The organism is Rathayibacter sp. AY1A3 (genome assembly GCF_002930975.1).
Taxonomy (GTDB): domain Bacteria; phylum Actinomycetota; class Actinomycetes; order Actinomycetales; family Microbacteriaceae; genus Rathayibacter.
In genome coordinates this window covers 1-26,352 of sequence record NZ_PSTO01000010.1, presented here as the reverse complement: position 1 = coordinate 26,352, position 26,352 = coordinate 1, and the positions used below count along the sequence as shown (strand labels likewise).

Here is a 26,352-nt window from a genome sequence, read left to right as displayed (position 1 = left end):
GCTCCCGCGACGGATCGCGGCAGGGGAGTCGAGGTCAGTCGGCGAGGATGAGGTACAGCGCGCGACGGGTCTCGTCGAGCTTGGCGGAGGCGGCGGCGCGCTGCGCCTCGGTCGCTCCGCGGAACTGCTGCACGACGCCCATCAGCTTGCCGACGTTCTCCATGAAGGCGCGATCGGCGTCGCTCGCGCCGGGAGTGGCCTCCCAGGCCGCGTCGAGTTCGTCGGCGTGCTCGCGCACGTAGGTGCCGCCCGCGTCCGTGAGCTGGTACTCGGTGCCGCGGCCCTCGCCGACGGCCGTGATGAGGCCCTCGTCGACGAGCTGCTGGAGGGTGGGGTAGACGGAGCCGGGGCTGGGACGCCACGATCCGTTCGTCTTCTCGGCGATGGCCTTGATCAGGCCGTAGCCGTTCGAGGACTTCTCGGAGAGGAGGGAGAGGAGGGCCGCGCGGACGTCACCGCGTCGGGCGCGTCCTCCGCCGCGGCCGAAGGGGCCGCCGAAGCCGGGGCCGAAGCCGAAGCCGGGCCCGAAGCCGCGGCCGTGACCGCCGGGTCCGCGGCGCTGTCCGCGGCCGGGGTGCTCGTGGCGGGAGGAGTGGTCGCCGTCGCAGGAGTCGCGGCGGTCGTCGGAGAAGAAGGTCCTGGAGTTCATGGGTGTGCTGCTCTCTGTCGTGAGGGGATCCCTTTCGATCGGATCCGGTCGCCCGTCGGGAGCGGCTGCTTCCGATCTGTCGGCGATGCAGTAACGATATATCGGCGACGGATCGGATGTCAACACCTAAACTGCCCGTAGCCTGGGAGGTCCCCGTCGATCGAGAGGTCCCGCATGCCGCGTCCCGACTCCGAGCTCGAGGCGTACCTCGGCTCCTCCCTCCTCGCCGGGGACGTCCTCACCGGCCGCGCGAGCAACCTCGGCAACCTCCGCGGCCTCGCCGCCCGCGAGCCCGCGCACCTCTACGGGGTGGACGTGGCCGAGGACTGGACGCTCGAGAGCCTGCTCGCGCTGATGGGGGAGCGCGTGGGGATCAGCACCGACCCCTCCTTCGAGAGCGGGCAGGACCGGATCGACGCCCGCCTGACGGTCGCGGGGCTCGCCCGCTACCGCGAGCGGTTCGCCGCCGCTGTCCGCGAGGGGGCGCTCCTCCTGTTCGCCACCGCGCACCCCGCGACCCTGATGGACGTCTACCGCCGCTTCGCTGCTGCCGCTACGGAGCGGGGCGCCCGCGTGATCGACGTGAACGCGCTCCCGTTCGCCGCCCCCGACGGCATCCGCGTGCCTCTCGCGGACGAGCACCAGGCCCTGTGGTGCACCGGCGGGGTCACCTGCGTCTACCGCGGGGGAGGGCTGCAGCACACGCACTCGCCGGAGCCGATGGACGCGCTGCTCGACCGCCTCGACGAGCTCGGCATCCGCCCCGACCTGGTCGTCGCCGACCACGGCTTCGCGGGCGCGGCCGGCCGGCGGGGGCTGCCGGTCATCGCGATCGCCGACTGCAACGACCCGGCGGTGTTCGTCGCCGAGGCGCAGGGCTCGATCGAGGTGGTCGTCCCGATCGACGACGGGCTGGCCGTCCATCTCTACGAGCCGGTGATCGACTTCGTCCTCCGCGCCCTCTCGGAGCCCGCGCGCACCTGACGGCTCGTAGAATCGCCTTCGGCTCGTCGCGATCCCGGATCCGACGGGCCGACCGTTTTCGCGAGTCCCCGCACTCGCCCACCACTGCAGACGGAGCATCCGTGACCCAGCCCCACGACGGCCTCCTCCCGCGCTTCGCCGTCGGCGTCGACATCGGGGGGACGTCGATCAAGGCGTCCCTCGTCGACGTCACCACCGGCGAGCGGGCGGCTCGGCGCTTCGCGGTCGCGAACCCGCTGGGCAAGGAGCCCGAGGACTTCGCCGAGGCGATCGCCGGCATCGTCCGCGACGTCTCGCCGATCGCCGGCACGCCCGTGGGCGTCGGCTTCCCCGGGATCGTCCGCGGCGGCGTCGTCCGCCAGACCACCCACGTCTCGCAGCGCTGGGTCGGGCTCGACGCGCAGGCCCTCCTCTCGGAGGCGACCGGGGTCGACGTCGTCGTCGTCAACGACGCGGACGCGGCAGGGGTCGCCGAGCGCGAGTTCGGCGCGATGCGCGGACGCGAGGGCCTCCTCCTGCTGACCACCCTCGGCACCGGCATCGGGACGGCGCTCGTCCACGAGGGCGTGGTGATCCCCAACTCCGAGCTCGGTCACCTGCACATCGACGGTCCCGACTTCGAGCCGCAGGTCGGCTTCTCGGCCGTCCGCCGCGAGGGCATCACCCTCGAGGAGTGGGCGGGTCGCCTCAGCGTCTACTACCGGCACCTCGAGATGCTGCTCTCGCCGCAGCTGTTCGTGATCGGCGGCGCGGCGGCGCACGTCTTCGACGAGTTCGCCCGCTTCCTCGACATCGGCACCGAGATCGTCCCCGCCCGCTTCGGCAACGACGCCGGATTCACGGGCGCCGCGATGGTCGCGGTCTCGCCCGACCGCCTCGCGCCCTGGTACCGCTCCACCCACGGCGCCCGCCTCGACCCCGGGGCCCCCGCCATCGCCGATTGACACCCGTCCCTGCACCGAGGGAATCCCGACCCGTCGTGGCATTCCGAAGGCGCTGGGTTCATCGAGGGTCCGCGGTTCCCTCAGCGGGCCGTCAGGCCGCGGTAGACGGCGTCCAGCCGGGCGGCGGCGGCCGGCCAGGAGTGGGCGGCCGCCCAGTCGACGCCGCCGCGGCCGAGACGCGCCAGCTCACCGCGCGAGCCCAGCAGGGTCAGGATCGCCTCGGCCCACGCCGCGGGGGAGTCGGAGTCGAGCAGCACGCCGCTCCCGCCGTCGCGCACCGCGTCCACCAGGCCGGTCGTCCTGCGCGCGAGCACGGGAGTGCCGCTGCCGGCCGCCTCGAGCGCGATGAGCCCGAAGGTCTCGGCCGCCGAGGGCACGAGCGCCAGCCGCGCGCTCCGGAGCCGCTCCGCCACCCGGTCGCGGTCGGCTGCCCCCTCGATCAGCACGCGGTCTCTCAGCGGAGCCGCCGCGGCGCGCACCGCGTCGAGGTAGGACTCCCGGCCCGGTGCCGCCCCGCCCACCAGCCGCAGCACCGGCCGCTCCGCCGGCGCCATCGCCGCGAGCGCCTCGACCGCCAGCAGCTGGCCCTTGAGCGGCTGCACCCGGCCGACCAGGACGACTCCGGAGCGCTCGCCGCCGCCCGGGCGGAACCGCGCGTCGACTCCGGGCGGCACCACGACGACCCGGTCCGGATCCGCGCCGTACCCGCTGACGACGTCCTCCCGCTCCGAGGCGCCCGCCACCACGATCGCGTCGGCGGAGGCGAGCACGGAGCGCTCCGCGTCGATCCGCTGCTGCGGCTCCGCGACGTCGCCCGGGGCGAGCCGGGCGTTCTTCGCGAGCGAGCCCGAGTGCATCGAGTGCACGTGCGGCCTGCCGGTGAGCGCCCCCGCGAGGCCCGACACCCAGTAGTGCGAGTGCACGACGTCGGCCCCCTCCGCGGCGCGCGCGAACTCCGGCGCCGCGGCCGCCAGCGCGTACTTGTCGCCCGCCGGCACCGGCACGCCGACCACCCGCACACCCGGCGCGAGCATCCGGACGCCCTCGCCGCGGGTCAGCACCTCGATCTCCCAGCCGAGCGCCGCCAGCTCCGGGAGCACCGCCGCGAGGTACACGTTCATCCCGCCCGCGTCGCCCGTCGACGGCTGCTCGAGCGGGGAGGTGTGCGCCGAGACGACGGCCAGACGGGGCATCCCTCCATCGTAGGGACGGCCGTGCGTCCTCCACGGATCCCGGCCCGCGGCTCGCAGCGCCTCCGGAATCGGGTTGAATAGACGGATGCGCTCGTTCGAGCGCGGAGAGCGTGAGGTCCATGGCCCGCCAGAGTCCCCCCGGTGAGGTGCTGCCGTCGGCCGCACCCGGGCCGGTGACCGCCGGCCACGAGCCCTTCTCCGAGCAGGACATCCGCGCCCTCGTCGGAACCGCCGCCGTCGAGAAGGGCACCGCGTACGCGGACGAGGGCCGCGTGCGCGAGCTGCAGTGGTTCGGCGGCCGCACCCGCCTCTTCGGCCAGGTCCGCGGATCCGGGCGCTCGCCGTACGCCGTGAGCGTGCAGCTCCGCGACGAGGGCGAGCACTGGACCCTCCTCGGCGGCGCCTGCAGCTGCCCGGTCAAGCACGAGTGCAAGCACGTCGCGGCCGTCCTGATCGAGGCCCTGCGCCGCGAGCGCGAGGGCGGAGTGGCCGGTCCCTTCCCGGGCGAGGCCGCTGTCGACGCCGTCCCGGAGTGGCGCAGCGCGCTCGCCCCGCTCCTCGCCGGCGCGGAGCGCTCGCACACCGGCATCCCGCTCGGCCTGCAGTTCGAGCTGCTGCCCGGCGAGCCCGTGCGGCGCCCGCCCGGCCGCTACAACTCCTACCGGCCGCCGCCCGAGCCGCGCCCGCGCCTGGGCGTGCGCCCGGTGCGGATGGGCGACCGCGACCGCTGGGTCCGCACCGGCACCAGCTGGCGCGACCTCGGCTACCTGCACTACAGCCACGACTACGACGAGCGCCAGATCGACGTGATCCGCGAGATGCAGGGCCTGCTCTCCGGGCACAGCGCCTCCAGCTACTACTCGCCCGACACCTGGCTCTACCTCGACCAGTGCCGGAGCGAGGCGATCTGGGCGGCACTGCACGGCGCCGTCCGCGCGGGCATCGGCCTGGTGATGGGCGACCGCGACCAGACGCCGCTGAAGATCCTCGACACGACGGCCACCGCCTCCATCGACGTCACGCGCATCGCCGCCGGCCTCGAGCTGCGCTCGCTCGTCGCGATCGGCGACCACCCGGCGCCCGAGGAGTTCGGCTTCATCGGCGACCCGGCCGTCGGCCTCTACACCTGGGAGGGCGGCGACGAGATGCGCGCCCGCCCGGTCACGCTCATCCCGTTCGCCGCGCCGCTGCTGTCCTCCGCGCGCACGTTCCTCTGGAGCCGCGAGGCCATCCGCATCCCGGTGGCCGAGGAGTCGGCGTTCCTCACCGAGCACTACCAGCGGCTGCACCGGCTGTTCGACATCGTCTCCCGCGACGGCTCCTTCGAGGCGCCGGCGGTGCCCGAGCCGCGCCTCGGCCTCACCCTCGAGCACACCGACGGCGCGGGCCTGCGCGGCTCGTGGTGGTGGCGCTACGGAGTGGAGGGGGCGCGCGGCGGCGTGGACGCCGAGCGGCTCCCGCTGCGGGTCGGCGAGGACGCGGGCTACCGCGACCCCGAGGCCGAGCAGCGGATCCTCGACTCCCTCGTCGGAGCGGGTCTCGACCCGGAGTCGACGCCCGCCCTGGTGTCCCCGTCGAGCAGGCGCCTGCGCCCCACCTTCGACCTGCGCGGCATGCAGACCGTCGGCTTCCTCACCGGCGAGGTCGAGCGGCTCCGCGAGCTGGGCACCGTCGAGATCGAGGAGATCGGCGAGCGCGTCGAGTACCGCGAGGCGCAGACCGCGCCCGTGGTCGCCGTGCAGACCGTCGCCCAGCCCGACAGCCGCGACTGGTTCAACCTCGAGATCTCCGTCACCGTCAACGACGAGGCGGTCCCGCTGGCCGAGATCTTCCTCGCGCTCGCCCGCGGCGACGAGTACATGGTGCTGCCCAGCGGCGTCTACTTCGCCCTCGACGACGAGCGGTTCGGCCGCCTCCGCGAGCTGATCGCCGAGGCCCGCGAGCTCTCGGACGACCCCGGCGAGACCCTGCGGATCAGCCGGTTCCAGTCCTCCCTCTGGGACGAGCTGGTCGAGCTGGGCGTCGTGGAGGCCCAGGCCGCCGCGTGGCGCCGCTCCGTGGAGGGGCTCTCCGGCTTCACCGCGACCGGTGCGCTGGAGTCGCGGGTCCTGCCCGAGGGCTTCGCCGTGGAGCTGCGGCCCTACCAGCAGCTCGGCTACGACTGGCTCTCGTTCCTCTACGACAACCAGCTCGGCGGCGTGCTCGCCGACGACATGGGCCTGGGCAAGACCGTGCAGTCCCTCGCCCTGGTCACCCGGGTGATGCAGGAGCAGCGCGCCGCGGCCGCGGAGGCGGGCACCTCGCCGCGCCCGTTCCTCGTCGTCGCTCCCACCAGCGTGGTGCCCAACTGGGTCGGCGAGGCCAAGCGCTTCGCCCCGGACCTCCGCGTCGTCGGGATCGACGAGACGTCGAAGAAGAAGCGGAAGGCGCTCTCCAGCGTCATCGGCGAGGCCGAGCTGGTCGTCACCTCCTACGCCCTGTTCCGGCTCGACTACGAGTCGTACTCGGGCATCCAGTGGTCGGGGCTCCTCCTCGACGAGGCGCAGTTCGTCAAGAACCGCCAGTCGGCGACGCACCAGCTCGCGCGCCGGCTCGACGTGCCCTTCAAGCTCGCCATCACGGGAACGCCGATGGAGAACAACGTGATGGAGCTCTGGTCGCTGCTGTCGATCGTCGCTCCGGGCCTGTTCCCCTCGCCCGCCGGGTTCGTCGAGTTCTACCAGAAGCCGATCGAGCGCGAGGCCGACAGCGAGAAGCTCTCGCAGCTGCGGCGGCGCATCCGCCCGCTGATGCTGCGGCGCACCAAGGAGCTCGTCGCCAAGGAGCTGCCGCCCAAGCAGGAGCAGACCCTCGAGGTCGAGCTCGGCCCGAAGCAGCGGAAGGTCTACGACACGTACCTGGCGCGGGAGCGGCAGCGCGTGCTGGGCCTGATCGGCGACTTCGAGAAGAACCGCTTCGCGATCTTCCGCGCGCTGACCGTGCTGCGCCAGGTCGCGCTCGACGCGGCACTGGTCGACGAGGCGCACGAGAGCGTGCCCTCGACCAAGCTCGACCTGCTCGACGAGCTGCTGGGCGACGCCCTCGGCGAGGGGCACCGCGTGCTGGTGTTCAGCCAGTTCACGCGGTTCCTCGGCCGGGTCCGCGGCCGGCTGGACGCGGCGGGCATCGAGTACGCCTACCTCGACGGAGCGACGAAGAAGCGCGACGAGGTCATCGAGCGGTTCCGCTCGGGCGCGGCGGGCGTGTTCCTGATCTCGCTCAAGGCCGGCGGCTTCGGGCTCAACCTCACCGAGGCCGACTACTGCATCCTGCTCGACCCGTGGTGGAACCCCGCCACCGAGTCGCAGGCGGTCGACCGTGCGCACCGCATCGGCCAGACCCGCTCGGTCATGGTCTACCGCCTGGTCGCGAAGGACACGATCGAGGAGAAGGTGATGGCCCTCAAGGAGGCGAAGGCCGCGCTCTTCGCCGCGGTCATGTCGGACGACGGCGCGGCGGCCACCGGCGGGATCACCGCCGAGGACGTGCGCGAGCTGCTGGGCTGAGCGCCGCCGCTACTCGCGCACCTGCTCCAGCAGGGTCGTGACGGCGGCGCGGGTGTCGGCGGCGAGCCGTCCGAGGCGGTGCGCGGCACGGATCGACACCGGCCGGTACGGGTGCACGAGCCGCCGGGCCGCCGTGCAGGGCAGCGCGAACGCCGCGACGACGCCCGCGTCGATCCCGTCGAGTCCGCCGTCGTCCCGGCCGAAGACGAGCTCCCGGCCCTCGCGCGCGAGAGCCTCCGGCAGGTCGGCCTCGCCGATCGGGAGGCGCAGCACGGCGAGCAGGCCGGCCGCCTGCACCCTGCGCGGCAGCGGGCGTCCGAGGCGTCCCGCCGCGTGCACCGTGAAGAAGTCGGCCTGCCGCTCGAGGATGCCCGTGACCGTCTCGGCGAGGCGCTCCATCTCGGGGTGCAGCGAGAGCCGGGCGAGCCGGCGGTAGCCGTGCACCGCGACCCGGGCGTCCACCGCGAGGGCCAGCGCGACGGGGCCGGCGAGGGAGGCCGCGGCGCGGTCGAGGAGCGGGCGCGACCTCACAGTCGGCTCCGGCGGGCGGACGTCGATGCCGCGGATCTGCGGCGAGGCCGCGAGCACGTCGCCCAAGGCGTCGGCGATCCGGTGCCGCTCGGCGGCCCAGACGGACGCGAACGCGCGGACCTGCTCGTCGGGGTGGGCGCGCGCGAGGGGGAGCACCCGGGCCACGGTGGCGTGCTCGATCGCCCGCAGGTACGCGGTGGCGACGATGGCCTCGCGGTCCAGCGGCACCTCCTCGAACTCGCGCACTGAGAAGTGCTCGCGCAGGGCGCCGTGCGCGCTGCGGTGGTGGTCCTCGAGGTCGAACGGTTCCGCGATGCCCACGTCGTGCTCCTCCGCTAGTCCGGTCCCTCCATCCTGGGCCCCCGGTGCGAGAGGCGGAAGAGCACGCGCCCATCCCTGGGACACTGGGAGCCGGTCGTCAGGCGGCCGGGGGAGCGGGGCGGGATGAGCGGGGCCCGGACCTCGGCGATCGGCGCCGTCCTCCTCGCCGCCGTCTGCTTCGGCACGACGGGGACCGCCCAGGCCCTCGGAGCGGCGGGCGTGGATCCGCTCCTCCTCGGGGCGGCGCGCATCGTCCTCGGCGGCGCCCTGCTGGCCGCTCTCCTCGGCGTGGAGGCTCTGCGCCGGCGGAGCCGCTCCCGCCCGACCCGCGCCGTCGTGCTGCTCGTCGTGCTCGGAGCGGTCGGCGTCGCCGCGTACCAGCCCGCCTTCTTCACCGGCACCGCGCAGAACGGAGTCGCGGTCGGCACGATCGTCGCCCTCGGCTCCGCTCCCGCCTTCACCGGCCTGCTGGAGTGGCTCGTCCTGCGGACGACGCCGAGCCCGCGCTGGTTCGCCTCGACCGCGCTCGCCGCGGTCGGCGTGGTGCTCCTCGGCGGCGGCGGATCCGGCGGCGTGACGCTCCCCGGCCTCGCCGCGTCGGCCGGCGCCGGCGCCTCCTACGCGCTCTACGCCGTCTGCGGCAAGCTGCTGCTCGAGCGCGGGCTCAGCCCCGTCGCCGCCATGGGAGCCCAGTTCGGGGCCGCGGCGCTGCTGGCGCTCCCGTTCCTGCTGCTGGGCGATCCGTCGCGGCTCTCCAGCTCGATCCCGGCCGTGCTCTGGCTCGGAGTGGTGACGGTCGCCGTGGCCTACACCTTCTTCGCGCGCGGCCTGCGAGTGCTTCCCGCGGCGACCGTCTCGACGCTCACCCTCCTGGAGCCGGCGACCGCGACTCTCCTCGGAGTGGCGGTGCTGGGGGAGCGGCTCACCGCGGGAGCCGTCCTGGGCATCGCGGTGCTGGTGGCGGCGGTGCTGCTGCTGGCGGTGCGGGGGCGCGGCCGGCGGTCGAGACGGGCCGAGTGAGGATCCGCGACGATCCGGAGGCGGCCGTCACGCGGTGGAGAGGTCCGCGGCCGTCGAGTCCGCAGCCCAGCTCGCCAGCAGAGTCAGGCCGTCCTGGGAGCGGGAGCCGGCAGCGGCAGTGAAGACCAGCAGCTGGAGTCCCGGCTCCGAGGCGAGGTCCATGGCCTCGAAGTGGAGGTCGAGATCGCCGACGAGCGGGTGGCGGATGCTCTTCGCGCCGGTGCTGTGCTCGCGGACGTCGTGGGAGGACCACAGGCGGCGGAAGAGATCGCTGCCCGTCGAGAGCTCGTCGACCAGGTCGCCGAGGACCCGGTCGAAGGGGCTCCGCCCCGCCTCCCTGCGCAGGACGGCGACCATCTGCCCCGCACCGTTCTCCCAGTCGCGGTAGAAGGTCCGGGCACGCGGGTCGAGGAAGGTGAACCGAGCCGCATTCGCAGGGCCCGCCCGGCCGACGAGCATCTCCGAGAAGAGCGCTCGCCCCAGACGGTTGGTCCCGATGCAGTCGAGTCGCCCGTTCTGCACGTAGACCGGCACCGTCGACATCGCGTCGATCATCCGCTGGACGTCGGGACGGAGGGTCCGCGCGCGCGGCGCGGGGCGGCTTCCGCGGGTCGGGCGCCCTGGCGCGGCGCCGCGGACCAGGTCGAGCAGATGGGCGTGCTCCGCCTCGTCCAGGCGCAGCGCCCGGCTGATCCCCTCCAGGACGGCCTCGGAGACGCCGGCCGCGGTACCGCGCTCGAGTCTGCGGTAGTACTCCGGGCTCATCCCCGCGAGCAGGGCGACCTCCTCCCGGCGCAGTCCCGGGACTCGTCGACGACCGCCGAAGTCGGGCAGCCCGGCCTGCTCAGGCGTCAGGCGGGCGCGCCTGGTCGTCAGGAACTCCCTGAGGTCGTCGTGGCTGTCCATGTCTCGACGCTAAGGCCTGCGGCTGCTCGGAGCGGGGTACTGCCGGTGACCCCGTCGGCAGGGCCTCCCGCTCCTTCGAGCGACGAGCCGAGACTGGGGCGTCCCGATACGACAGAAGGAGCAGGGCATGAAGAACGCACGTCTCGGAGGCCTGACCGTCTCGAGGATCGGCCTCGGCGCCATGACCATGGCCGGCACTTACACGACCGGGGGAGCTCTCGACGACGACGAGTCGATCCGGACGATCCACCGGGCGCTCGATCGCGGAGTGACGCATCTCGACACCGCGGAGATCTACGGTCCCTTCCACAGCGAGGAGCTCGTCGGCCGGGCCGTCCGCGGCCGCCGCGACGAGGTGCGGATCGCGACCAAGTTCGGCCTCGTCTCGCACTCCGGGGGAGGACCGGGCGTCGTCGACAGCAGTGCGCGCAACATCCGGGCCGCTGTCGAGGGCTCCCTCCGCCGGCTCGGCACCGACCGCATCGACCTCTACTACCAGCACCGGGTCGACCGCGGGACGCCGATCGAGGAGACCGCCGGAGCTGTCGCCGAGCTGATCTCCGAAGGCAAGGTCCTCCACTTCGGGCTCTCCGAGGCCTCGCCTGCGACGATCCGGCGCGCCCACGCCGTCCAGCCGGTGTCGGCGCTCCAGACCGAGTACTCGCTCTGGACGCGCGACGTCGAGGCGGAGATCCTGCCGCTCCTCCGCGAGCTCGGGATCGGATTCGTGCCCTATTCGCCTCTCGGTCACGGGCTGCTCACCGGTCAGCTGCGCTCGGTCGACGACATCCCCGAGGGGGACTGGCGGAAGTCGAATCCCCGCTTCATCGGCGACAACTTCCGCCGCAACCTCGCGCTCGCCGACGAGGTCCGCGCCATCGGTGCGGAGATCGGAGCGACTCCGGCGCAGACCGCGCTCGCGTGGATCCTGACCCGCGGAGACGACATCGCCCCGATCCCGGGGACCCGCCGCGTCGCGCGGGTGGAGGAGAACACCGCGGCCGACGCTGTCGAGCTCGGTCCCGAGCTGATCGAGCGCCTCGAGAGGCTCGAGCCGGCCGCGGGGGATCGGCACGACGAGGCGAACACGGCGACCATCGATCGGTGACCGCACCCGCTGCGGACCGGTGCGCCTCGGTGCGGACAGGTGCGACAGAGGCGCCGCCGCGCTCCGCGGAGTAGCGTCGACTCCCACCGACCCGACGACGAGGCGGAGCGCATGACCAACCCGTGGCTGGCCCGCCCTGGCAGCGGTCGGCGGCGCGCGCTGGTCGAGGAGTCGTGGGAGCGCGCACGGCGGCGGCGCCTCGATCCGGACCGGCTGACGGCACCGCTCTCGTTCTCGGGCGACGACCTCCGCGAGTACCGCACCGGGCATCCGCTCGCCTCGGTCCTCCCGGTGATCCGCCGCCTGCTGGTGCGTGACGCCGACGAGGACAGCGGCGTGCTCGTCGCGGTGGGCGACGCGCTCGGGCGGCTGCTCTGGATCGACGGGGACCAGCACCTCAAGAGCCTCGCCGAGGGGATGTCGTTCGTCGAGGGCGCCGCGTGGGCCGAGCCCGACGTCGGGACGTCCGCGCCGGGGACGGCCCTCGTGCTCGATCACGGCGTGCAGATCCACGGCGCCGAGCACTTCGCCTCGCTCGTGCACCCGTGGAGCTGCACCGCCGTCCCCGTGCACGACCCCGAGACGCACGAGATCCTCGGAGTGATCGACATCACCGGTGGCGCCGACGTCGTCGCCCCGCAGACCCTCCCGCTGATGGAGGCGACCGCCGCCGCCGTCGAGAGCGAGCTGATGGTGCAGCGGCTCCTCCGCCCGCGGCGGCCCGCTGCACGGAGTACGGCGGCGGCCCGGGCGCCGAGTCTGCGGGTCCTCGGGCGCGAGACGGGCCTGGTGACGGCCGCCGGAGCGACGCTCGAACTCAGCAGCCGGCACGCCGAGATCCTGACCCTGCTCGCCTGGTATCGGGCCGGGCTCTCGGCCGAGCAGCTCGCCCTCCTGCTCCACGGCCGGGACGACGCGGTGGTCACCGTCCGCGCCGAGATGGTGCGGCTGCGCCGCGCGCTCGAGCCGACCCTCCCGCGCCTGGTGCCCCTCTCGCGCCCCTACCGCCTGGCGAGCCCGGTCGACCTCGACGCCCGCCAGGTGCTCGGTCTGCTCGACCGCGGCTCCCACCGCCTCGCCCTGGACGCGTACCGGGGCGCGCCGCTGCCCTCGTCCGAGGCGCCGGGGATCCGGGCGATCGCCGGCGAGCTGCGCCTGCGGGTGCGGGCGAGCGTCCTCGCCGATGCGGCGCCCGCGACCCTCCTCGCCTGGGCGGAGGGCCCCGACGGCCGCGACGACGCGGAGGTGTGGCGGGAGCTCCTGCGCGTCCTCCCGCCCCGCTCGCCGCGGCGTGCCGGTGTCGCCGCGCACCTCGAGACGATCGAGGCGGAGCAGCGCTGAGCCGTCCCGGTCGCTCCTGGGACTCCCGCCGGAGCGTCCAGCCGCGGAGCCGTCTCGCTAGCCTCGGCGCATGAGCACCCTCGCACCACCTCCCCGGGCCCTCGCGAGCGGAGTCGCGGGGGGCCTGCTCCTGATGGCGGTCTTCACGATGTGGTGGGCGAGCGACACCACGGTCGGCTGGCCGGCACCGGCGGCGACGACCGCCGTGACCGTCTGCGCGCTCGCGGCCGTGGTCTTCGCCGTGCAGGCCGTCCGCCTCCTCGTCGCCCGGCGGAGGATGGCGGTGGAGCTCACCGACGCCGACCACGTGGCGAAGCCGAACGGGCTGCTGTTCGGAGCGGTCTTCGCCGCGGAGGGCGTGCTGATCGGTGTCGCGGTGGGCGTCCTCACCGGCACCGGGCTCGAGCGGTTCCTCGTGCCGGCCATCGCCGTGATCGTGGGCCTGCACTTCTACCCGATGGCGAGGATCTTCGGCCGGACCCTCGACCTCTGGCTCGCCACCTGGACGACGCTGGTCGGAGCGATCGGAGTCGTCGTGGTCCTCGTCGACGGCTCCGCCTGGCCGCAGGTGTGGTCCTGGGTCGGCGCGGGGGCCGCAGCGGCCACGGTGACCTACGGCGTCTACATGAGCCGGATCGCCCAGCGCCTGCTCGCGAGCGTCTGAGGTCCGGGCCGCGGGGCCCTCCTCCTCGGGCGGCCGCGTCTCCGCCCGGCCGGTCCGGTCTCCGTCCTCGCCGCTCGCGCCGGTGCGTCGACCCGTGCAACGTCGTGCAACCCCCCGCGACGTAGCGTCAGGACCGGGCGCCCACCCCGCGCCCACGACAACGACGTCGATGGAGGTCCACATGACGCTGTACGCCGACCAGGTCGCCGAGCAGGCACCGCAGGAGCCGGGTTCCACGGTCTACGCGAATCCAGGCACGGAGGGATCCGTCGCCTCCTTCCGCTCGCGCTACGACCACTACATCGGAGGCGAGTACGTCGCCCCCGCGAGCGGCCAGTACTTCGAGAACATCACCCCGATCACCGGGAAGCCCTTCTGCGAGATCGCCCGCGGCACCGCCGCCGACGTCGACCGCGCCGTCGAGGCGGGCTGGAAGGCGTTCGCGAGTTGGGGGAAGACCAGCCCCGCCGAGCGCTCGAACATGCTCCTGAAGATCGCCGACCGCATGGAGGCGAACCTCGAGCTGCTCGCCGTCGCCGAGACATGGGAGAACGGCAAGCCCGTGCGCGAGACCCTCGCCGCCGACATCCCCCTCGCCATCGACCACTTCCGCTACTTCGCCGGAGCGATCCGCGCGCAGGAGGGAGGCGTCTCCGAGATCGACCACGACACGATCGCGTACCACTTCCACGAGCCGCTGGGCGTGGTCGGGCAGATCATCCCCTGGAACTTCCCGATCCTGATGGCCGTGTGGAAGCTCGCGCCGGCGCTCGCCGCGGGCAACTGCGTGGTGCTGAAGCCGGCCGAGCAGACGCCGGCGTCCATCCACGTGCTGCTCGACCTGATCGGCGACCTCATCCCCGCCGGCGTGCTCAACGTCGTCAACGGATTCGGGTTCGAAGCGGGCGCACCGCTCGCCTCCCACCCGCGCATCCGCAAGATCGCCTTCACCGGCGAGACGACCACCGGCCGCCTGATCATGCAGTACGCCAGCGAGAACCTCATCCCGGTGACGCTGGAGCTGGGCGGCAAGAGCCCCAACGTGTTCTTCGCCGACGTCGCCGCGGAACGCGACTCCTTCTACGACAAGGCGCTCGAGGGCTTCTCGTTCTTCGCCCTCAACCAGGGCGAGGTCTGCACCTGCCCGTCGCGGGCGCTCGTGCAGCGCTCGATCTACGACGACTTCGTCGGTGACGGCCTCGAGCGGGTCAAGCGGATCAAACAGGGCAACCCGCTCGACACCGCCACGATGATCGGCGCCCAGGCCTCGAACGACCAGCTCGAGAAGATCCTCTCCTACATGGACATCGGCAAGCAGGAGGGAGCGAAGCTGCTCATCGGCGGCGACCGCGCCGACCTCGGCGGCGAGCTCAGCGGCGGGTACTACGTCAACCCGACCGTGTTCGAGGGCCGCAACTCGATGCGCATCTTCCAGGAGGAGATCTTCGGACCCGTCCTCGCCCTCACCTCCTTCGACGACTTCGACGACGCGATCGGCATCGCCAACGACACCCTCTACGGCCTCGGCGCCGGAGTGTGGAGCCGCAACGGCGCCCAGCTCTACCGCGCAGGCCGGGCCATCGAAGCCGGCCGCGTCTGGTCGAACACCTACCACCAGTACCCTGCGCACGCGGCGTTCGGCGGCTACAAGCAGTCGGGCATCGGACGCGAGAACCACAAGGTGATGCTCGACCACTACCAGCAGACGAAGAACCTCCTCGTCTCCTACGCGGAAGGACCGATGGGCTTCTTCTGAGCTGGTTCGCACGGGCTCCTCGTTCCTCGTCGCCCGTGCCGCAGTCGGCTCGCCGACGTGGCCGGGTGGGGAGGAGCGGGGAGCGTCCGCACCGAGACGGATCCGCTGGCACGCGGATCCGCCGTTCGGTGCTGGTGTGCACGGGCTCCTCGTTCCTCGTCGCCCGTGCCGCGGTCGGCTCGCCGACGTGGCCGGGTGGGGAGGAGCGGGGAGCGTCCGCACCGAGACGGATCCGCTGGCACGCGGATCCGCCGTTCGGTGCTCGGCCCTGCGGGCGAGGCACCTGGCGACGCGCGGAAGGACGGTGCTCGGCCCTGCGGGCGAGGCACCTGACGGCGCGCGGAAGGACGGTGCTCGGCCCTTCGGGCGAGGCACCTGACGACGCGCGGAAGGACGGTGCTCGGCCCTGCGGGCGAGGCACCTCGCGACGCGCGGGAGAACGGTGCTCGGCCCTTCGGGCGAGGCATCGGACGAGGGGGCGCCCCCTCATGTCGATCGAGTAGTCCGCGCAGCGGCGTATCGAGACGCCGCCCGGAGGAGCGTCCGCCGTCAGCGGTCGGGCGCACACAGACATTCCGCACCACGAGCGAAGGAGCACCACCCATGACCTCCACGAGGGTCGACGTCACTGCGGAGGCGGCCGGCATGCTCCGCCGGATGACGGCGCTGCACGGGCCGCTCATGTTCCACCAGTCGGGCGGATGCTGCGACGGCAGCTCCCCGATGTGCTTCCCCGCCGGGATGTTCCGCACCGGCGCCTCGGACGTGCTCGTCGAATCGCTCCGGCTCGACGGCCTGGACCCGATCGACTTCTGGATGTCCCGCTCCCAGTTCGAGTACTGGAAGCACACCCACCTCACCGTCGACCTCGTCGACGGGCGGGGCAGCGGATTCAGCGTCGAAGCACCCGAGGGCAAGCGCTTCATGATCCGCAGCCGACTGCTCACCGACGACGAGCTCGTCGAGTTCGGGCTCCTCCCCGCCGGAGCCGTCGGGCCCTGAGCCGGCTTCCCTGACCCGTTCCCCCTGACCCGTTCCCGTCGCAGATCCTCGCCGACCGGCGACATCCCGGTCCAGCGGTGTCAGCCGCCCGGAGCAGGAGCGGGCGGCGCCTTCCCCGTGCTCAGCTGCACGCCCACCACCGATCCCTTGTCCACGCGGGTGCCCGCGGCCGGACCGGTGCCGGCCACGGTGTTCATCGGCTGCGTCGAGTCGACCTGCGACGTCGCTCCGGGAGTGAGCCCTGCTGCGGTCAGCGCCTGTGCGGCGGAGTCGCTGGTCCGGCCCGACAGGTCCGGCACGGTGACCTGCGGCGCCGCGATGAGCGACTGGTCGGCCTGCGGGAAGTCGGAGCCGCCGTAGCGGGAGTCGATCGCCGTCATCAACGGCTTCCAGATCCGGTGGCGTGCCGAGGGCGCCCAGCCGCTGTCGAAGTCGATCGAGTCGAGGTTCACCCTCGAGCCGTCCGCGCGTGCCGAGATGCTGCCGACCCAGACCGCGAGGGAGGTCTCGGTCGAGGCCCCGATGGCCCAGGTGTCGGCGGAGTTGTCGGTGGTGCCCGTCTTGGTGATGTGCTGGATGCCGTTCTTCGGATCGTCCTCGACGCCCGTGCCCTCGGCGGTCACCTTGAGCATCGTGTACTGCATCGCCGAGGCGACCCTCGACGACACCGCCCGGCTGCAGGTCGTCTCCACCGGCTCTATCTCGCGGCCGTCCGCTCCGACGATCGCCGTGATCGCGACGGGGGTGCAGGTCGTGCCGTTCGCGGCGATGCCGGAGTAGGCGGTCGCCATGGTGAGCGGTGCGATCTCGTTGGTGCCGAGGACCGCTCCCGGCGACTGCACGAGCGCGGTCCCGTCCGCGCGGTGCACTCCGAAGGCCTCGGCCTGCTTGCGGATCTCGCACTGGTCGAGCAGGTGCGACATCCCGGTGAAGCCCGTGTTCAGCGAGTAGATCGTCGAGTACAGCGCCGTCTGGGTGTCGGTGTAGCCGCCGTCGCCGGCGTTCTTGGGGTTGTAGGAGTCGTAGTCCCAGGTGCCCTCGCAGCTGTCGGCGAAGCCGGTCCAGTTCTTCTGCTTCGAGTCGAACTGCTCGAGCAGGGTGTGCCCGCGGTCGAGCCATTCGGCGAGCGTGAACACCTTGTAGGCGGAGCCGGTCTGGAAGCCGTTGCCGCCGCCCGCGGACGCGTCGACGTTGAGGTTGATCGCCGAGAACTCCGGCCCGCTCGCGATCACGTCCGGGTCCTGGCTGTAGCGCTTGTTCTGCACCATCGTGAGGATGCGCCCGGTGCCGTTCTGGACGGCGACCGCCGTCGCCCCGACGTCGAAGCGCGGATCGGAGGAGGGGACCTGCTCGTCCATCAGCTCCTGCGCGGTCCTCTGCAGGTCGAGATCGATCGTCGTGTAGACCTTGATGCCGCCCTGCTTGATCGCCGCGTAGCGCTCGTCGTCGGTCGCTCCGAGCGCCGGGTCGTCGCGGAGGACGTGGGTCACGTAGTCGCAGAAGTAGGCCGCGCTGCCGGCCGTCTGGCAGCCGGTGGACGGTGGGGTGATGTCGGGGGTGATCGCCTCGGCGGCCGCGGCGTCGTGCGCGGCCTGGTCGATGCTCCCCGTCTCGAGCATCCGGTCGAGGATGTAGTCGCGCCGCTCCCGGGTCTGCGCGTAGCCGTTCGCCTCGCCGTTGGCCGTGTCGTCCGGTCGGTCGAAGCGGAACTTCTCGGGGTTGTTCACGATCGCCAGGAGCGAGGCGGACTTCGCGAGGGAGAGGTCGGCCGCCGGGATGCCGTAGTAGTACTCCGCCGCGGCCTCGATGCCGTAGACGGTGCCTCCGAACAGCGCGATGTTGAGGTAGCCGAGGAGGATGTCGTCCTTCGAGGACACCTTCTCGAGCCCGATCGCGAGCCGCATCTCCTTGAGCTTGCGCTCGGCCGTGGTCGCCGTCGCCTCCGCGTACGCGCGGTCGCGGTCCGCCTCGTCCGGGATCGATTCGGCCTTCTGCACCAGCACGTTCTTCACGTACTGCTGCGTGATCGACGAGCCGCCCTGGGTGTCGCCGTCGAGGAAGTAGGTGCTGGCGATGGCGCGGAGGGTGCCCTGCAGGTCGATCCCGCCGTGGTCGTAGAAGCGCGGGTCCTCGCTCGCGACGAGCGCGTCCTTCACGGAGTCGGCGATCCGGTCGGCCGGCACCTCGATCCGGTTCTGGTCGTAGAAGGAGGCCAGCAGCGTCGGATCGTCCGGGTCGCCCGCGTAGACGTCGCTCTTCTGCATCAGGCGCCCGACCTCGAGGTAGCTCGGGAGGGACTGGAACGCCGAGATGGTGCCGGAGGTCGCCGCGCCGGTGAGCGCGGCGGCGGGGGCGACCACGAGCGAGGCGAGCAGACCCGCCAGGACGCTGACGATCACGAATCCGAACAGCGCGCCGAGAGCCCCGTGGACGGTTCGACGGGGCTGGAAGACGGGGACGTTCGGTCGCTTCAGGATGGATCCTCTCGCTGCACCAGCACCCTAGGCGAGGCCTGCGACATCCCCGACGAGGCGCGCCACGGCCGCGCCGGACGCCCGTCCGCCCGGAGTCGGCGCGACGGCGCCCGCGCAGGCTCGGCGCCACGACAGCAGAGGGGGCCGACCCCCGGAGGGATCGGCCCCTTCACGGGACGGGCGACGTCTCTACTCGATCAGGTCGCCGTTCAGGTCCGAGATGTCGTTCGGATTGGCCGGAGCCTTGCCCGTGCTCACCTGGAGGGGGATCACCCCGCCGGCGACCGCCGTCTCCTCCGCGCTCGGCGTCGTCGACACGACGGAGCCCTCCGGGATCGTCGCGGAGTCGACCGACTCGTGCATCCCGACGACGAAACCGGCGGCGGTGAGGATCGCCGTGGCGCTCTCGACCGTCTCGCCCGTGACGTCGGGGACCTCGGAGTTCGCCGCCGATCGCGGCGAGTACGCGAGCATCGAGGCCGGCGGTGCCGTGAAGTCGTCGCCGCCGTACTTCTCGTCGAGCGCCGTCATGATCGGCTTCCAGATGGCGTGCCGGGCGTTGGAGGCGCGGATGGTGCCCTTCTCGCCCGTCAGGCTGATGAAGCGCAGGTTCTGCTTGGTGTTGTCGGCGAAGCCGTTGATGCTGCCGACCCAGACCGCCAGGGAGGCGGCCTTGCTGGCGCCCGCCGTCCATACGTCGGCGGCCTCGTCGGTGGTGCCCGTCTTGCCGATGTGCTCGATCCCGTCGAAGGGGTTCGAGGCGTAGGCCGTTCCGGAGGTCATCACCCGCTGCATCGCGTACTGCATCCCTCGGGCGACCTCGGGCGACACGGAGGGCGTGCACGCCGATGCCGGGGCGGCGACGGCGTTGCCCTCGCTGTCGGTGATCCGGTCGATGACGATCGCCGAGCAGGTCGTGCCGTCGTTCGCGATCCCCGCGTAGGCGTTGGCCACCGTCAGCGGCGCGATCTCGTTCGTCCCGAGGACCGAGGCCGGCCCGTTGGCGAGCTCGCGGCCGTCGGCGCGGTGCATCCCGAACGACTCGGCGGTGGTGCGGATGTCGCAGAGGTCGAGCTGCTGCGCCATTCCCATGAAGCCGGTGTTGATCGAGTTCGTGGTCGCGCCGAGCGCGCTCATCGAGCTCGCGTCCTCCGACGGGTCGTCGTTGCGAGGCGAGAACTTGCCGTAGTAGCCGCCGTCGCCCTCGACGTTGCACTTCTGGGGGTAGGAGCTGAAGCCGGAGGTGGGGGAGGCGAACGACTCGTTGACGGTGTGCCCCGCCTTCAGCCACTGCGCCAGCGTGAACACCTTGTAGGTCGATCCGGTCTGCACGCCGGAGCCGCCGCCCATGCTGAGGTCGACGTTGAGGTTGATCGCGCTGTAGCCGGGGTTCGCGGCGAGGAACTGCTCGTCCTGGCTGTACTGCGTGTTCTGCACCATGGAGAGCACGCGGCCCGTCTTCGCCTCGACGGAGGCGGCCGTCGCGCCGACCTGGAAGCGCGGGTCGACGGAGGGGATGTAGGCGTTGAGCGCCGCCTGCGAGACCTGCTGGATGTCGAGGTCGAGGGTCGTCACGACGTCGAAGCCGCCCTGGCGGATGCGCTGATAGCGCTCGTCGTCGGTCGCCCCGAAGACGGAGTCGTTGCGGAGGACGTTCAGCACGTAGTCGCAGAAGTACGCGGCGTTGCCGGCGGTGGTGCAGCCGGTCGAGGGCTCCGTGATGTTCGGGGTGATCGGCTCGGCGACGGCGGCGTCGTGCGCGGCCTGGTCGATCCGGCCGTGCTTGAGCTCCTCCGACAGGATGTAGTCGCGGCGCTCCTTGGTGGCGGCGTAGCCGTTGGCGGCGCCGTTCGCCTCGTCGCCCGGGTTGTCGAAGCGGAACTTCGCCGGGTTGTTCACGATCGCCAGCAGCGCGGCCGCCTGCGAGGTCGAGAGCTGGCTCGCGGGGATGCCGTAGTAGTAGTTCGCCGCGGCCTCGATGCCGTAGACGGTGCCCCCGAAGAGGGCGATGTTGAGGTAGCCGAGCAGGATGTCGTCCTTCGACGCCTCCTTCTCGAGGCCGATCGCGAGGCGCATCTCCTTGAGCTTGCGCTCGGGGGTCGGGTCCGTCGCCTCCTGGTAGGCCTTGTCGCGCGCGGCCTCGTCGGTGATCGACTCCGCCTTCTGCACCAGGACGTTCTTGACGTACTGCTGCGTGATCGACGACCCGCCCTGCAGGTCGTCGCCCGTCAGCGTGACGGCGATGGCCCGGAGCGTGCCCTGGAGGTCGATGCCGCCGTGCTCGTAGAAGCGCGGGTCCTCGCCGGCGACGGCGGCGTCCTTCGCGGACTGCGCGACGTCGTCCCAGCCGACCTCCACGCGGTTCTGGTCGTAGACGGAGGCGAGGAGGGTCGTCCCGTCGCTCGCGTAGACGTTGGTGCGCTGCATCAGCTGGCCCACGTCGAGGTAGCCCGGCAGGTTCTGGAACATGCCGATCGTGTTGCTCGTCGCCAGGCCCGTCAGCGCGAGAGCCGGCGTGACGCCGACGGTGATCAGGACGCCCGCCACGGCGCTCATCCCGATGAACCCCATGACCGCCCGCAGCGACATCCCGAGCGGCCGGACGGAGCGGCGGGATGCAGTGGGAAGTGCCATGGAGCGGTCGTCCTTTCGACGCGGCGCGGGGCCGCGGAGATGTGAGGGAGGGTGGCGAGAAGCCTCGCGAGCAGTCGCGCGATCCCCCGAGTTCATGGTACGTGACGGGTGCGCCCGCGGGGCGTCCTCCTCCCGGTGGAGATGAGGAGCTGGCGGGTGATGCGCAGGAGCGGGCGCGTCCGGAGTGCTGACCTCGGGTCGATGCATCCGTATCGTGGGGGGAGCGCCGCTCCGAGGGGCGCTGCAGCACCCGTTCCACCCACCGCTCCGGGGCCCCGGGCGGCCGGCCCCGGCAGAAAGCGCACACCATGGCACGCATCCTCGACGACGTGACCCAGCTCGTCGGCAGGACCCCTCTCGTCCGCATCAACCGGCTGGAGGGCGCCGACCAGGCGACGGTCCTCGCCAAGCTCGAGTTCTACAACCCTGCGAACAGCGTGAAGGACCGCATCGGCGTCGCCATCATCGACGCGGCCGAGGCCTCCGGCGAGCTGCACCCCGGCGGGACGATCGTCGAGGGCACGAGCGGCAACACCGGCATCGCGCTCGCGATGGTGGGCGCCGCCCGCGGCTACAAGGTCGTCCTCACGATGCCCGAGACGATGTCCGTCGAGCGCCGGGTCCTCCTCCGCGCCTACGGAGCCGAGATCGTGCTCACCCCCGGCAGCGAGGGCATGCGCGGAGCGGTCGAGCGCGCCCGCGCGATCGTCGACGAGACCCCCGGCGCGATCCTCGCCCGCCAGTTCGAGAACGCCGCCAACCCCGAGGTGCACCGCCGCACCACCGCGGAGGAGGTCTGGGAGGACACCGACGGGGCGGTCGACGTCTTCGTGGCCGGCATCGGCACCGGCGGCACCATCACCGGAGTCGGCCAGGTGCTCAAGGAGCGCAAGCCCGGTGTGCAGATCATCGGAGTGGAGCCGATCGACTCCCCGCTCCTCACCCAGGGCACCGCCGGGCCGCACAAGATCCAGGGCATCGGCGCCAACTTCGTCCCCGCGATCCTCGACCGCGAGGTCTACGACGAGATCATCGACGTGACGCTCGACGACTCCGTGCGGGTGGCCCGCGAGATGGCCGCGCAGGAGGGGATCCTCGGCGGCATCTCCTCCGGCTCGATCATGTGGGCCGCGCTCGAGGTCGCGAAGCGCCCCGAGAACGCGGGGAAGACCATCGTCGCCATCGTCTGCGACTTCGGCGAGCGGTACATCTCGACCGTCCTGTACGAGGACCTCCGCAGCTGAGCCCCTCGAGACGAGCCGGGACGCCCCGCTCCGGACGCGACGGTCGGCCGGAGCGCCGCGTCCCGTCCGGACCGGAGCGTCCCGGGCTCCTCGCCCTGCTCCGCGAGGACGTCCGCACCGCCCGGGAGCGCGACCCCGCCGCCCGGAGCGCGGTGGAGGTCGTCCTCTCCTACCCGGGAGTGCACGCGGTCTGGGTGCACCGCGTCGCGCACGCCTGGTGGCGGCGGGGCCTCCGCCTGCCCGCCCGGCTGCTCAGCCAGGCGGCGCGCGCGGCGACCGGGGTGGAGATCCACCCCGGTGCGACCATCGGCCGGCGTCTGTTCATCGACCACGGCATGGGCGTCGTCATCGGCGAGACCGCGCGGATCGGCGACGACTGCATGCTCTACCACTCCGTCACGCTGGGCGGGAGGTCGGCCCGGCGCGAGCGTCGGCACCCCACGCTCGGCGACCGGGTGGTCGTCGGCGCCGGCGCGGTCGTCCTGGGCCCGCTCGTGCTCGGATCCGACGTCAGCGTGGGCGCGAACGCCGTCGTGGTGAAGGACGCGCCCGACGGGGCGGTGCTCGTCGGCATCCCGGCCCGCGATCTGCGCGATCAGGGCGGGGAGGAGGACCCGCTCGCCGGGTCCGGCCGCTCCACCGGACCGGCGGGACGCGTCTAGCCGGCGACGCTCAGTCGTCGCCCCGCGGCGAGATGTCGCGCGGGGCGCTCTTGATCTGCGCGAAGGCGTCCAGCGCGTGCGCCCGCGTCTCCTTGAGGTCGACGAGGGGCGCCGGGTAGCCGTCCGCGCCTCCGGTCAGCGTGTCCTCGAGCGTCCACGGCTCGTGCACGGCGGCGCCCTCGACTCCGCCGAGCTCCGGCACGTTGTGGCGGATGTACTCGCCGGCCGGGTCGAACTTCCTCGACTGCGTGACCGGGTTGAACACCCGGAAGAACGGCGACGCATCGGCTCCCGAGCCCGCGACCCACTGCCAGTTCGCGGCGTTGCTCGCCGGGTCCGCGTCGACCAGGGTGTCCCAGAACCACTCCTCGCCCACCCGCCAGTCGACCAGCAGGTTCTTGATCAGGAACGACGCGGTCACCATCCGGACCCGGTTGTGCATGTAGCCGGTGCTCCAGAGCTCGCGCATGCCGGCGTCCACCAGGGGGTAGCCGGTGCGCCCCTGGTGCCAGGCGTCGATCGCCTCCTGGCCGGGGCGTCCCCACGGGAAGGAGTCGAACCGGGTGTCGAAGTTCGCGGTCGCCAGATCCGGCCAGTGGAACAGCAGGTGGTAGCAGAACTCGCGCCAGAGCACCTCGGAGAGGAACCGGTCGCTGCCGTCGCCGCGGTGCAGGCCCTTCGCGTGCGCCTCCTCCAGGGCGTGCCACACCTGGAAGGGGCTGATCTCGCCCCACCTCAGGTGCGGGGAGAGGTTCGAGGTGGCGTCCTCCGCCGGCCGGTCGCGGCCGTCGGCGTAGTCGTCGAGCTGCTCCGCGAGGAACGCGCGCAGCCGGTCGGCCGCCGCCTTCTCGCCGGGGACCCAGCGCTCGCGCAGCCCTCCCGCCCAGTCGGGACGCGTGGGCAGCAGCTCCCAGTCGTCGAGGGCGTCGGAGGTGATGTCTCCCGTGACGCCGTCGAGCGAGCGGGGGCGGGGGAGCGGCGCGCGCGGCGTCGGCTTGGCGCGGCAGGCGCGGGCGAAGGGCGTGTAGACGGAGTAGGGGCCGCCGGCGCCGGTCTGCACGGTCCACGGCTCGAACATCAGCGAGCCCTGGTGGCTCTCGGCCTCGAGGCCGCCGTTGCGGAGCGATTCCTTCACCGCCGCGTCGACGGTGCGCTCGGCCCTCCCGTAGCGGCGGTTCCAGTGCACGGCTCCGGCGCCGATCTCCTCGGCGAGCTGGAGGACGACGGCCTCGGCCGGCCCGCGGCGCAGGATCAGCGGGGCGCCGTGCTCGCGCAGGTCGGCGGCGAGGGCTGCGAGGCTGCCGTGCAGCCACCAGCGGGAGGCGCCCCCGAGCGGACGGATGCCCGCCGATTCCTCGTCGAGCACGTAGCAGACCGCGACGGGGCCGCCACGGTCGATCGCGGCGCGCAGAGCGGGGTTGTCGGCCAGGCGCAGGTCGTCGCGGAGCCAGACGAGGGTGGGGGAGGTGTCACTCATGGTGACCACCATGATCCGCGAGTCCCGCGCCGCGGCGAAGACCTGGCCGGTCGCTGCGGCCCGTGCTAGCGGGGACGGATCAGGCGGAGGCGATGCCGTCGCGGAGCTTGTCGCAGAGCGCGGTCAGCTGCTTCAGCTCGTCCTCGTCGAGGACGCCGCCGACCTGCTCCGAGATGGTCCTCATGTGGGTGAGCGCGACGCGGCGGAAGAGCGCGTAGCCCTCGTCGGTGATCGCGATGATCGTGCCGCGGGCGTCCGCCGGATCCTCGCTCTTCTCGACGCAGCCGCGGGCGGCGAGCCGGTCGATCAGCCTGCTGACGCTGGGCTGCGTCAGGAGGACGTGCCGGTTCAGGTCGCGCAGCCGTGCGCGCCGACCGGGCTGCCGGGTGAGGTTGAAGAGCACGTCGTACTCGTTCATCGAGATCTCCCGCGAGGGGAACTCGGTGCTCAGGGTGCGCATCACCTGGACCTGGGCGCGGAAGAGCGACTCCCAGGCGGCGACGGCCTCTCTCGACCCCACTGGTCCTCCTTCACGGCACTCAGGAAGCGGTTCCCTGACATCCAGACGCCGTACAGCCTACGCCGGGGTGCTGGGAGGAGGGGAGTCGGAGGAAGGGGGCCGGGGGAACGACAGAAGGCCGGCCGCTGAGGCGAGCGGCCGGCCTTCATTCCCTTGCACCAAGAGTGTCCTGCAATCACTTCTCGCGCTTCCCGCCACAGCAAACGGTCGACGCACTTGAACTATATAACGACCCGGTAACGACGCAACCCTCTCTTTCCTGAATCCTCCCTGAGCCGCCCCGCTCCGCCCGTCGCCGCGCCCGCCCGCGCTCCGACGACTCTCTCCTGACCCCGGACGCCCCGTCTGCTGCTCTCCGACGTCCGCACCGAACCGCAGCCCATCCCTGACCGTCGACGGACACGACGAGCACCCCCTGCCCTCGTCCCCCGCCGACGCGGCCCGGCCCCGTCGTCCTGCCCCGCGAGGCGCGACCCGCCCCGCCACGGCTTCGACCACGCAGCGGGCCGTCGAGCAGCCCTCCACGTCTGAGGAGCGGTCGCGCACATCCGTCGAGGTCGAGAGGACGTTCCGCCCTCGAGGCGAACGCGGGAAACGCGTGTCAGCGTTTCCCGCTAGCCGGTCGCGACCCGCTCTCCGAATCGCGACCACCGGTGAAGCCGACCGCGGTGAGGAGAGCGCAAGCGCTCTCCTCACGGTTCAGAACAGATCCGGCGACGGCGTCGACGCGTAGCGGATGGCGACGTCGGCGTGGCGGTCGAAGCGGTAGCCGACTCCGCGGACGGTGCGCACGATCTCCTCGTAGCGGCCGAGCTTGGCGCGGAGGCGGCGGACGTGGACGTCGATGGTGCGCTCGTTCGGTGCGTCGTCGTCCGCGGCGCCCCAGAGCGAGGCGATGAGCTCGGCGCGCTCGATGGTGCGGCCCTCGCGGAGCACGAGGTACTGGAGGAGCTCGAACTCCTTGTAGGTGAGGGGGGTGGTCTCCTCGTCGAGGATGACGCGCTTGCGGGAGATGTCGATGACGACGCCGCCGGGTGCACGGTCGGGATCGGGCTCGGCGTCGGAGCGGCGCTTGGCGACGGCGGCCGGGTCCTGCAGCGCGAGGCGGACCACGTCCACGTCGCGGCCGCCGGCGCCCTGCGGGGCGAGGGCGACGGAGGCGTACGTCTCGGCGTCGGGGGCGAGCTGCGCCGTGACGCGCTTGAGCTCCTCGACCAGGCGGCCGAGGTCGACTCCGGCGGCGCGGGCCTTGGCCTCGTCGATGCCGACGTAGAGGGCGAAGCCGCGGGCCTCGGTCCCCTGGGGGACGGCGCGGAGGCGGGGCGCTGCGGGCGCGGCGTCGGCGACCGGCTGGAGGCGGGGCGCCTCGGTGGGGGT

The 26,352-nt window shown here is 72.6% G+C and carries 20 protein-coding genes; 11 read left to right on the top strand and 9 right to left on the bottom strand.

The genetic code is table 11. From position 1 onward, the window contains the following. Window positions 1–34: 34 nt before the first annotated feature. Window positions 35–649 carry a PadR family transcriptional regulator gene (locus C5C10_RS06655; RefSeq protein WP_104247012.1) on the bottom strand — a complete coding sequence of 205 codons (615 nt, stop codon included), beginning with the start codon at window positions 647–649 and terminating at the stop codon, window positions 35–37. Window positions 650–823: 174 nt separating this feature from the next. On the opposite strand from C5C10_RS06655, the gene C5C10_RS06650 reads away from it, so the two are divergent. Together C5C10_RS06650 and C5C10_RS06645 are read left to right on the top strand one after the other, a co-directional pair. Beyond that, a complete protein-coding gene (locus C5C10_RS06650) occupies window positions 824–1,633 on the top strand; it encodes a phosphatase (protein ID WP_104328860.1) in 810 nt (269 codons plus the stop codon). A gap of 101 nt (window positions 1,634–1,734) precedes the next feature. Further along, window positions 1,735–2,577 carry an ROK family protein gene (locus tag C5C10_RS06645; RefSeq protein WP_258060458.1) on the top strand — a complete coding sequence of 281 codons (843 nt, stop codon included), beginning with the start codon at window positions 1,735–1,737 and terminating at the stop codon, window positions 2,575–2,577. An 80-nt stretch (window positions 2,578–2,657) separates the two neighbouring features. Here C5C10_RS06645 and C5C10_RS06640 read toward each other — a convergent pair whose 3' ends face one another. After that, window positions 2,658–3,770 carry a glycosyltransferase gene (locus tag C5C10_RS06640; RefSeq protein ID WP_104328859.1) on the bottom strand — a complete coding sequence of 371 codons (1,113 nt, stop codon included), beginning with the start codon at window positions 3,768–3,770 and terminating at the stop codon, window positions 2,658–2,660. A gap of 119 nt (window positions 3,771–3,889) precedes the next feature. Between C5C10_RS06640 and C5C10_RS06635 the strand changes: the two genes are divergently transcribed. Next, window positions 3,890–7,315: a DEAD/DEAH box helicase gene (locus C5C10_RS06635; protein ID WP_104328858.1), complete on the top strand. Its 3,426-nt coding sequence runs from the start codon at window positions 3,890–3,892 to the stop codon at window positions 7,313–7,315. Window positions 7,316–7,324: 9 nt separating this feature from the next. Here C5C10_RS06635 and C5C10_RS06630 read toward each other — a convergent pair whose 3' ends face one another. Then, a complete protein-coding gene (locus tag C5C10_RS06630; protein WP_104249760.1) occupies window positions 7,325–8,167 on the bottom strand; it encodes a hypothetical protein in 843 nt (280 codons plus the stop codon). Between the two features lie 123 nt (window positions 8,168–8,290). On the opposite strand from C5C10_RS06630, the gene C5C10_RS06625 reads away from it, so the two are divergent. Next, entirely contained in the window at window positions 8,291–9,187 is an 897-nt protein-coding gene (locus C5C10_RS06625; protein ID WP_104328857.1) for a DMT family transporter, read from the top strand. 27 nt (window positions 9,188–9,214) lie between these two features. Here the strand turns inward: C5C10_RS06625 and C5C10_RS06620 are convergent, their stop codons facing one another. Further along, entirely contained in the window at window positions 9,215–10,093 is an 879-nt protein-coding gene (locus C5C10_RS06620; RefSeq protein WP_104328856.1) for a helix-turn-helix transcriptional regulator, read from the bottom strand. A gap of 127 nt (window positions 10,094–10,220) precedes the next feature. Here C5C10_RS06620 and C5C10_RS06615 point away from each other — a divergent pair, with 127 nt between their 5' ends. From C5C10_RS06615 to C5C10_RS06595, 5 genes are all read left to right on the top strand, one after another. Beyond that, window positions 10,221–11,201, top strand: coding sequence for an aldo/keto reductase (locus C5C10_RS06615; protein WP_104328855.1), 981 nt, complete (start codon window positions 10,221–10,223; stop codon window positions 11,199–11,201). A gap of 111 nt (window positions 11,202–11,312) precedes the next feature. Further along, a complete protein-coding gene (locus C5C10_RS06610; protein WP_104328854.1) occupies window positions 11,313–12,542 on the top strand; it encodes a GAF domain-containing protein in 1,230 nt (409 codons plus the stop codon). A 70-nt stretch (window positions 12,543–12,612) separates the two neighbouring features. Beyond that, window positions 12,613–13,206 carry a hypothetical protein gene (locus tag C5C10_RS06605; protein WP_104328853.1) on the top strand — a complete coding sequence of 198 codons (594 nt, stop codon included), beginning with the start codon at window positions 12,613–12,615 and terminating at the stop codon, window positions 13,204–13,206. A gap of 181 nt (window positions 13,207–13,387) precedes the next feature. Further along, entirely contained in the window at window positions 13,388–14,962 is a 1,575-nt protein-coding gene (locus C5C10_RS06600) for an aldehyde dehydrogenase family protein (protein WP_104233506.1), read from the top strand. Between the two features lie 603 nt (window positions 14,963–15,565). Next, window positions 15,566–15,964, top strand: a complete 399-nt coding sequence (locus tag C5C10_RS06595) for a DUF779 domain-containing protein (RefSeq protein ID WP_104247017.1) — start codon at window positions 15,566–15,568, stop codon at window positions 15,962–15,964. An 80-nt stretch (window positions 15,965–16,044) separates the two neighbouring features. Here the strand turns inward: C5C10_RS06595 and C5C10_RS06590 are convergent, their stop codons facing one another. Both C5C10_RS06590 and C5C10_RS06585 read right to left on the bottom strand, forming a co-directional pair. Continuing rightward, window positions 16,045–18,363 carry a transglycosylase domain-containing protein gene (locus tag C5C10_RS06590; RefSeq protein WP_104328852.1) on the bottom strand — a complete coding sequence of 773 codons (2,319 nt, stop codon included), beginning with the start codon at window positions 18,361–18,363 and terminating at the stop codon, window positions 16,045–16,047. A gap of 264 nt (window positions 18,364–18,627) precedes the next feature. Then, on the bottom strand, window positions 18,628–21,072 hold the full coding sequence (locus C5C10_RS06585) for a penicillin-binding protein (protein ID WP_159939720.1): 2,445 nt from the start codon (window positions 21,070–21,072) through the stop codon (window positions 18,628–18,630). A 308-nt stretch (window positions 21,073–21,380) separates the two neighbouring features. On the opposite strand from C5C10_RS06585, the gene cysK reads away from it, so the two are divergent. Next, on the top strand, window positions 21,381–22,316 hold the full coding sequence (gene cysK, locus C5C10_RS06580; protein ID WP_104328851.1) for a cysteine synthase A: 936 nt from the start codon (window positions 21,381–21,383) through the stop codon (window positions 22,314–22,316). A gap of 95 nt (window positions 22,317–22,411) precedes the next feature. Next, on the top strand, window positions 22,412–22,978 hold the full coding sequence (gene epsC / locus C5C10_RS06575; protein ID WP_104224204.1) for a serine O-acetyltransferase EpsC: 567 nt from the start codon (window positions 22,412–22,414) through the stop codon (window positions 22,976–22,978). Window positions 22,979–22,988: 10 nt separating this feature from the next. Here epsC and C5C10_RS06570 read toward each other — a convergent pair whose 3' ends face one another. From C5C10_RS06570 to C5C10_RS06560, 3 genes are all read right to left on the bottom strand, one after another. Then, window positions 22,989–24,455, bottom strand: a complete 1,467-nt coding sequence (locus tag C5C10_RS06570; RefSeq protein ID WP_104328904.1) for a deoxyribodipyrimidine photo-lyase — start codon at window positions 24,453–24,455, stop codon at window positions 22,989–22,991. 79 nt (window positions 24,456–24,534) lie between these two features. Further along, window positions 24,535–24,915: a MarR family winged helix-turn-helix transcriptional regulator gene (locus tag C5C10_RS06565; protein WP_104226067.1), complete on the bottom strand. Its 381-nt coding sequence runs from the start codon at window positions 24,913–24,915 to the stop codon at window positions 24,535–24,537. 759 nt (window positions 24,916–25,674) lie between these two features. After that, a partial coding sequence (locus C5C10_RS06560) for a winged helix-turn-helix domain-containing protein (protein WP_104328850.1) occupies window positions 25,675–26,352 on the bottom strand: 678 nt, incomplete at its 5' end.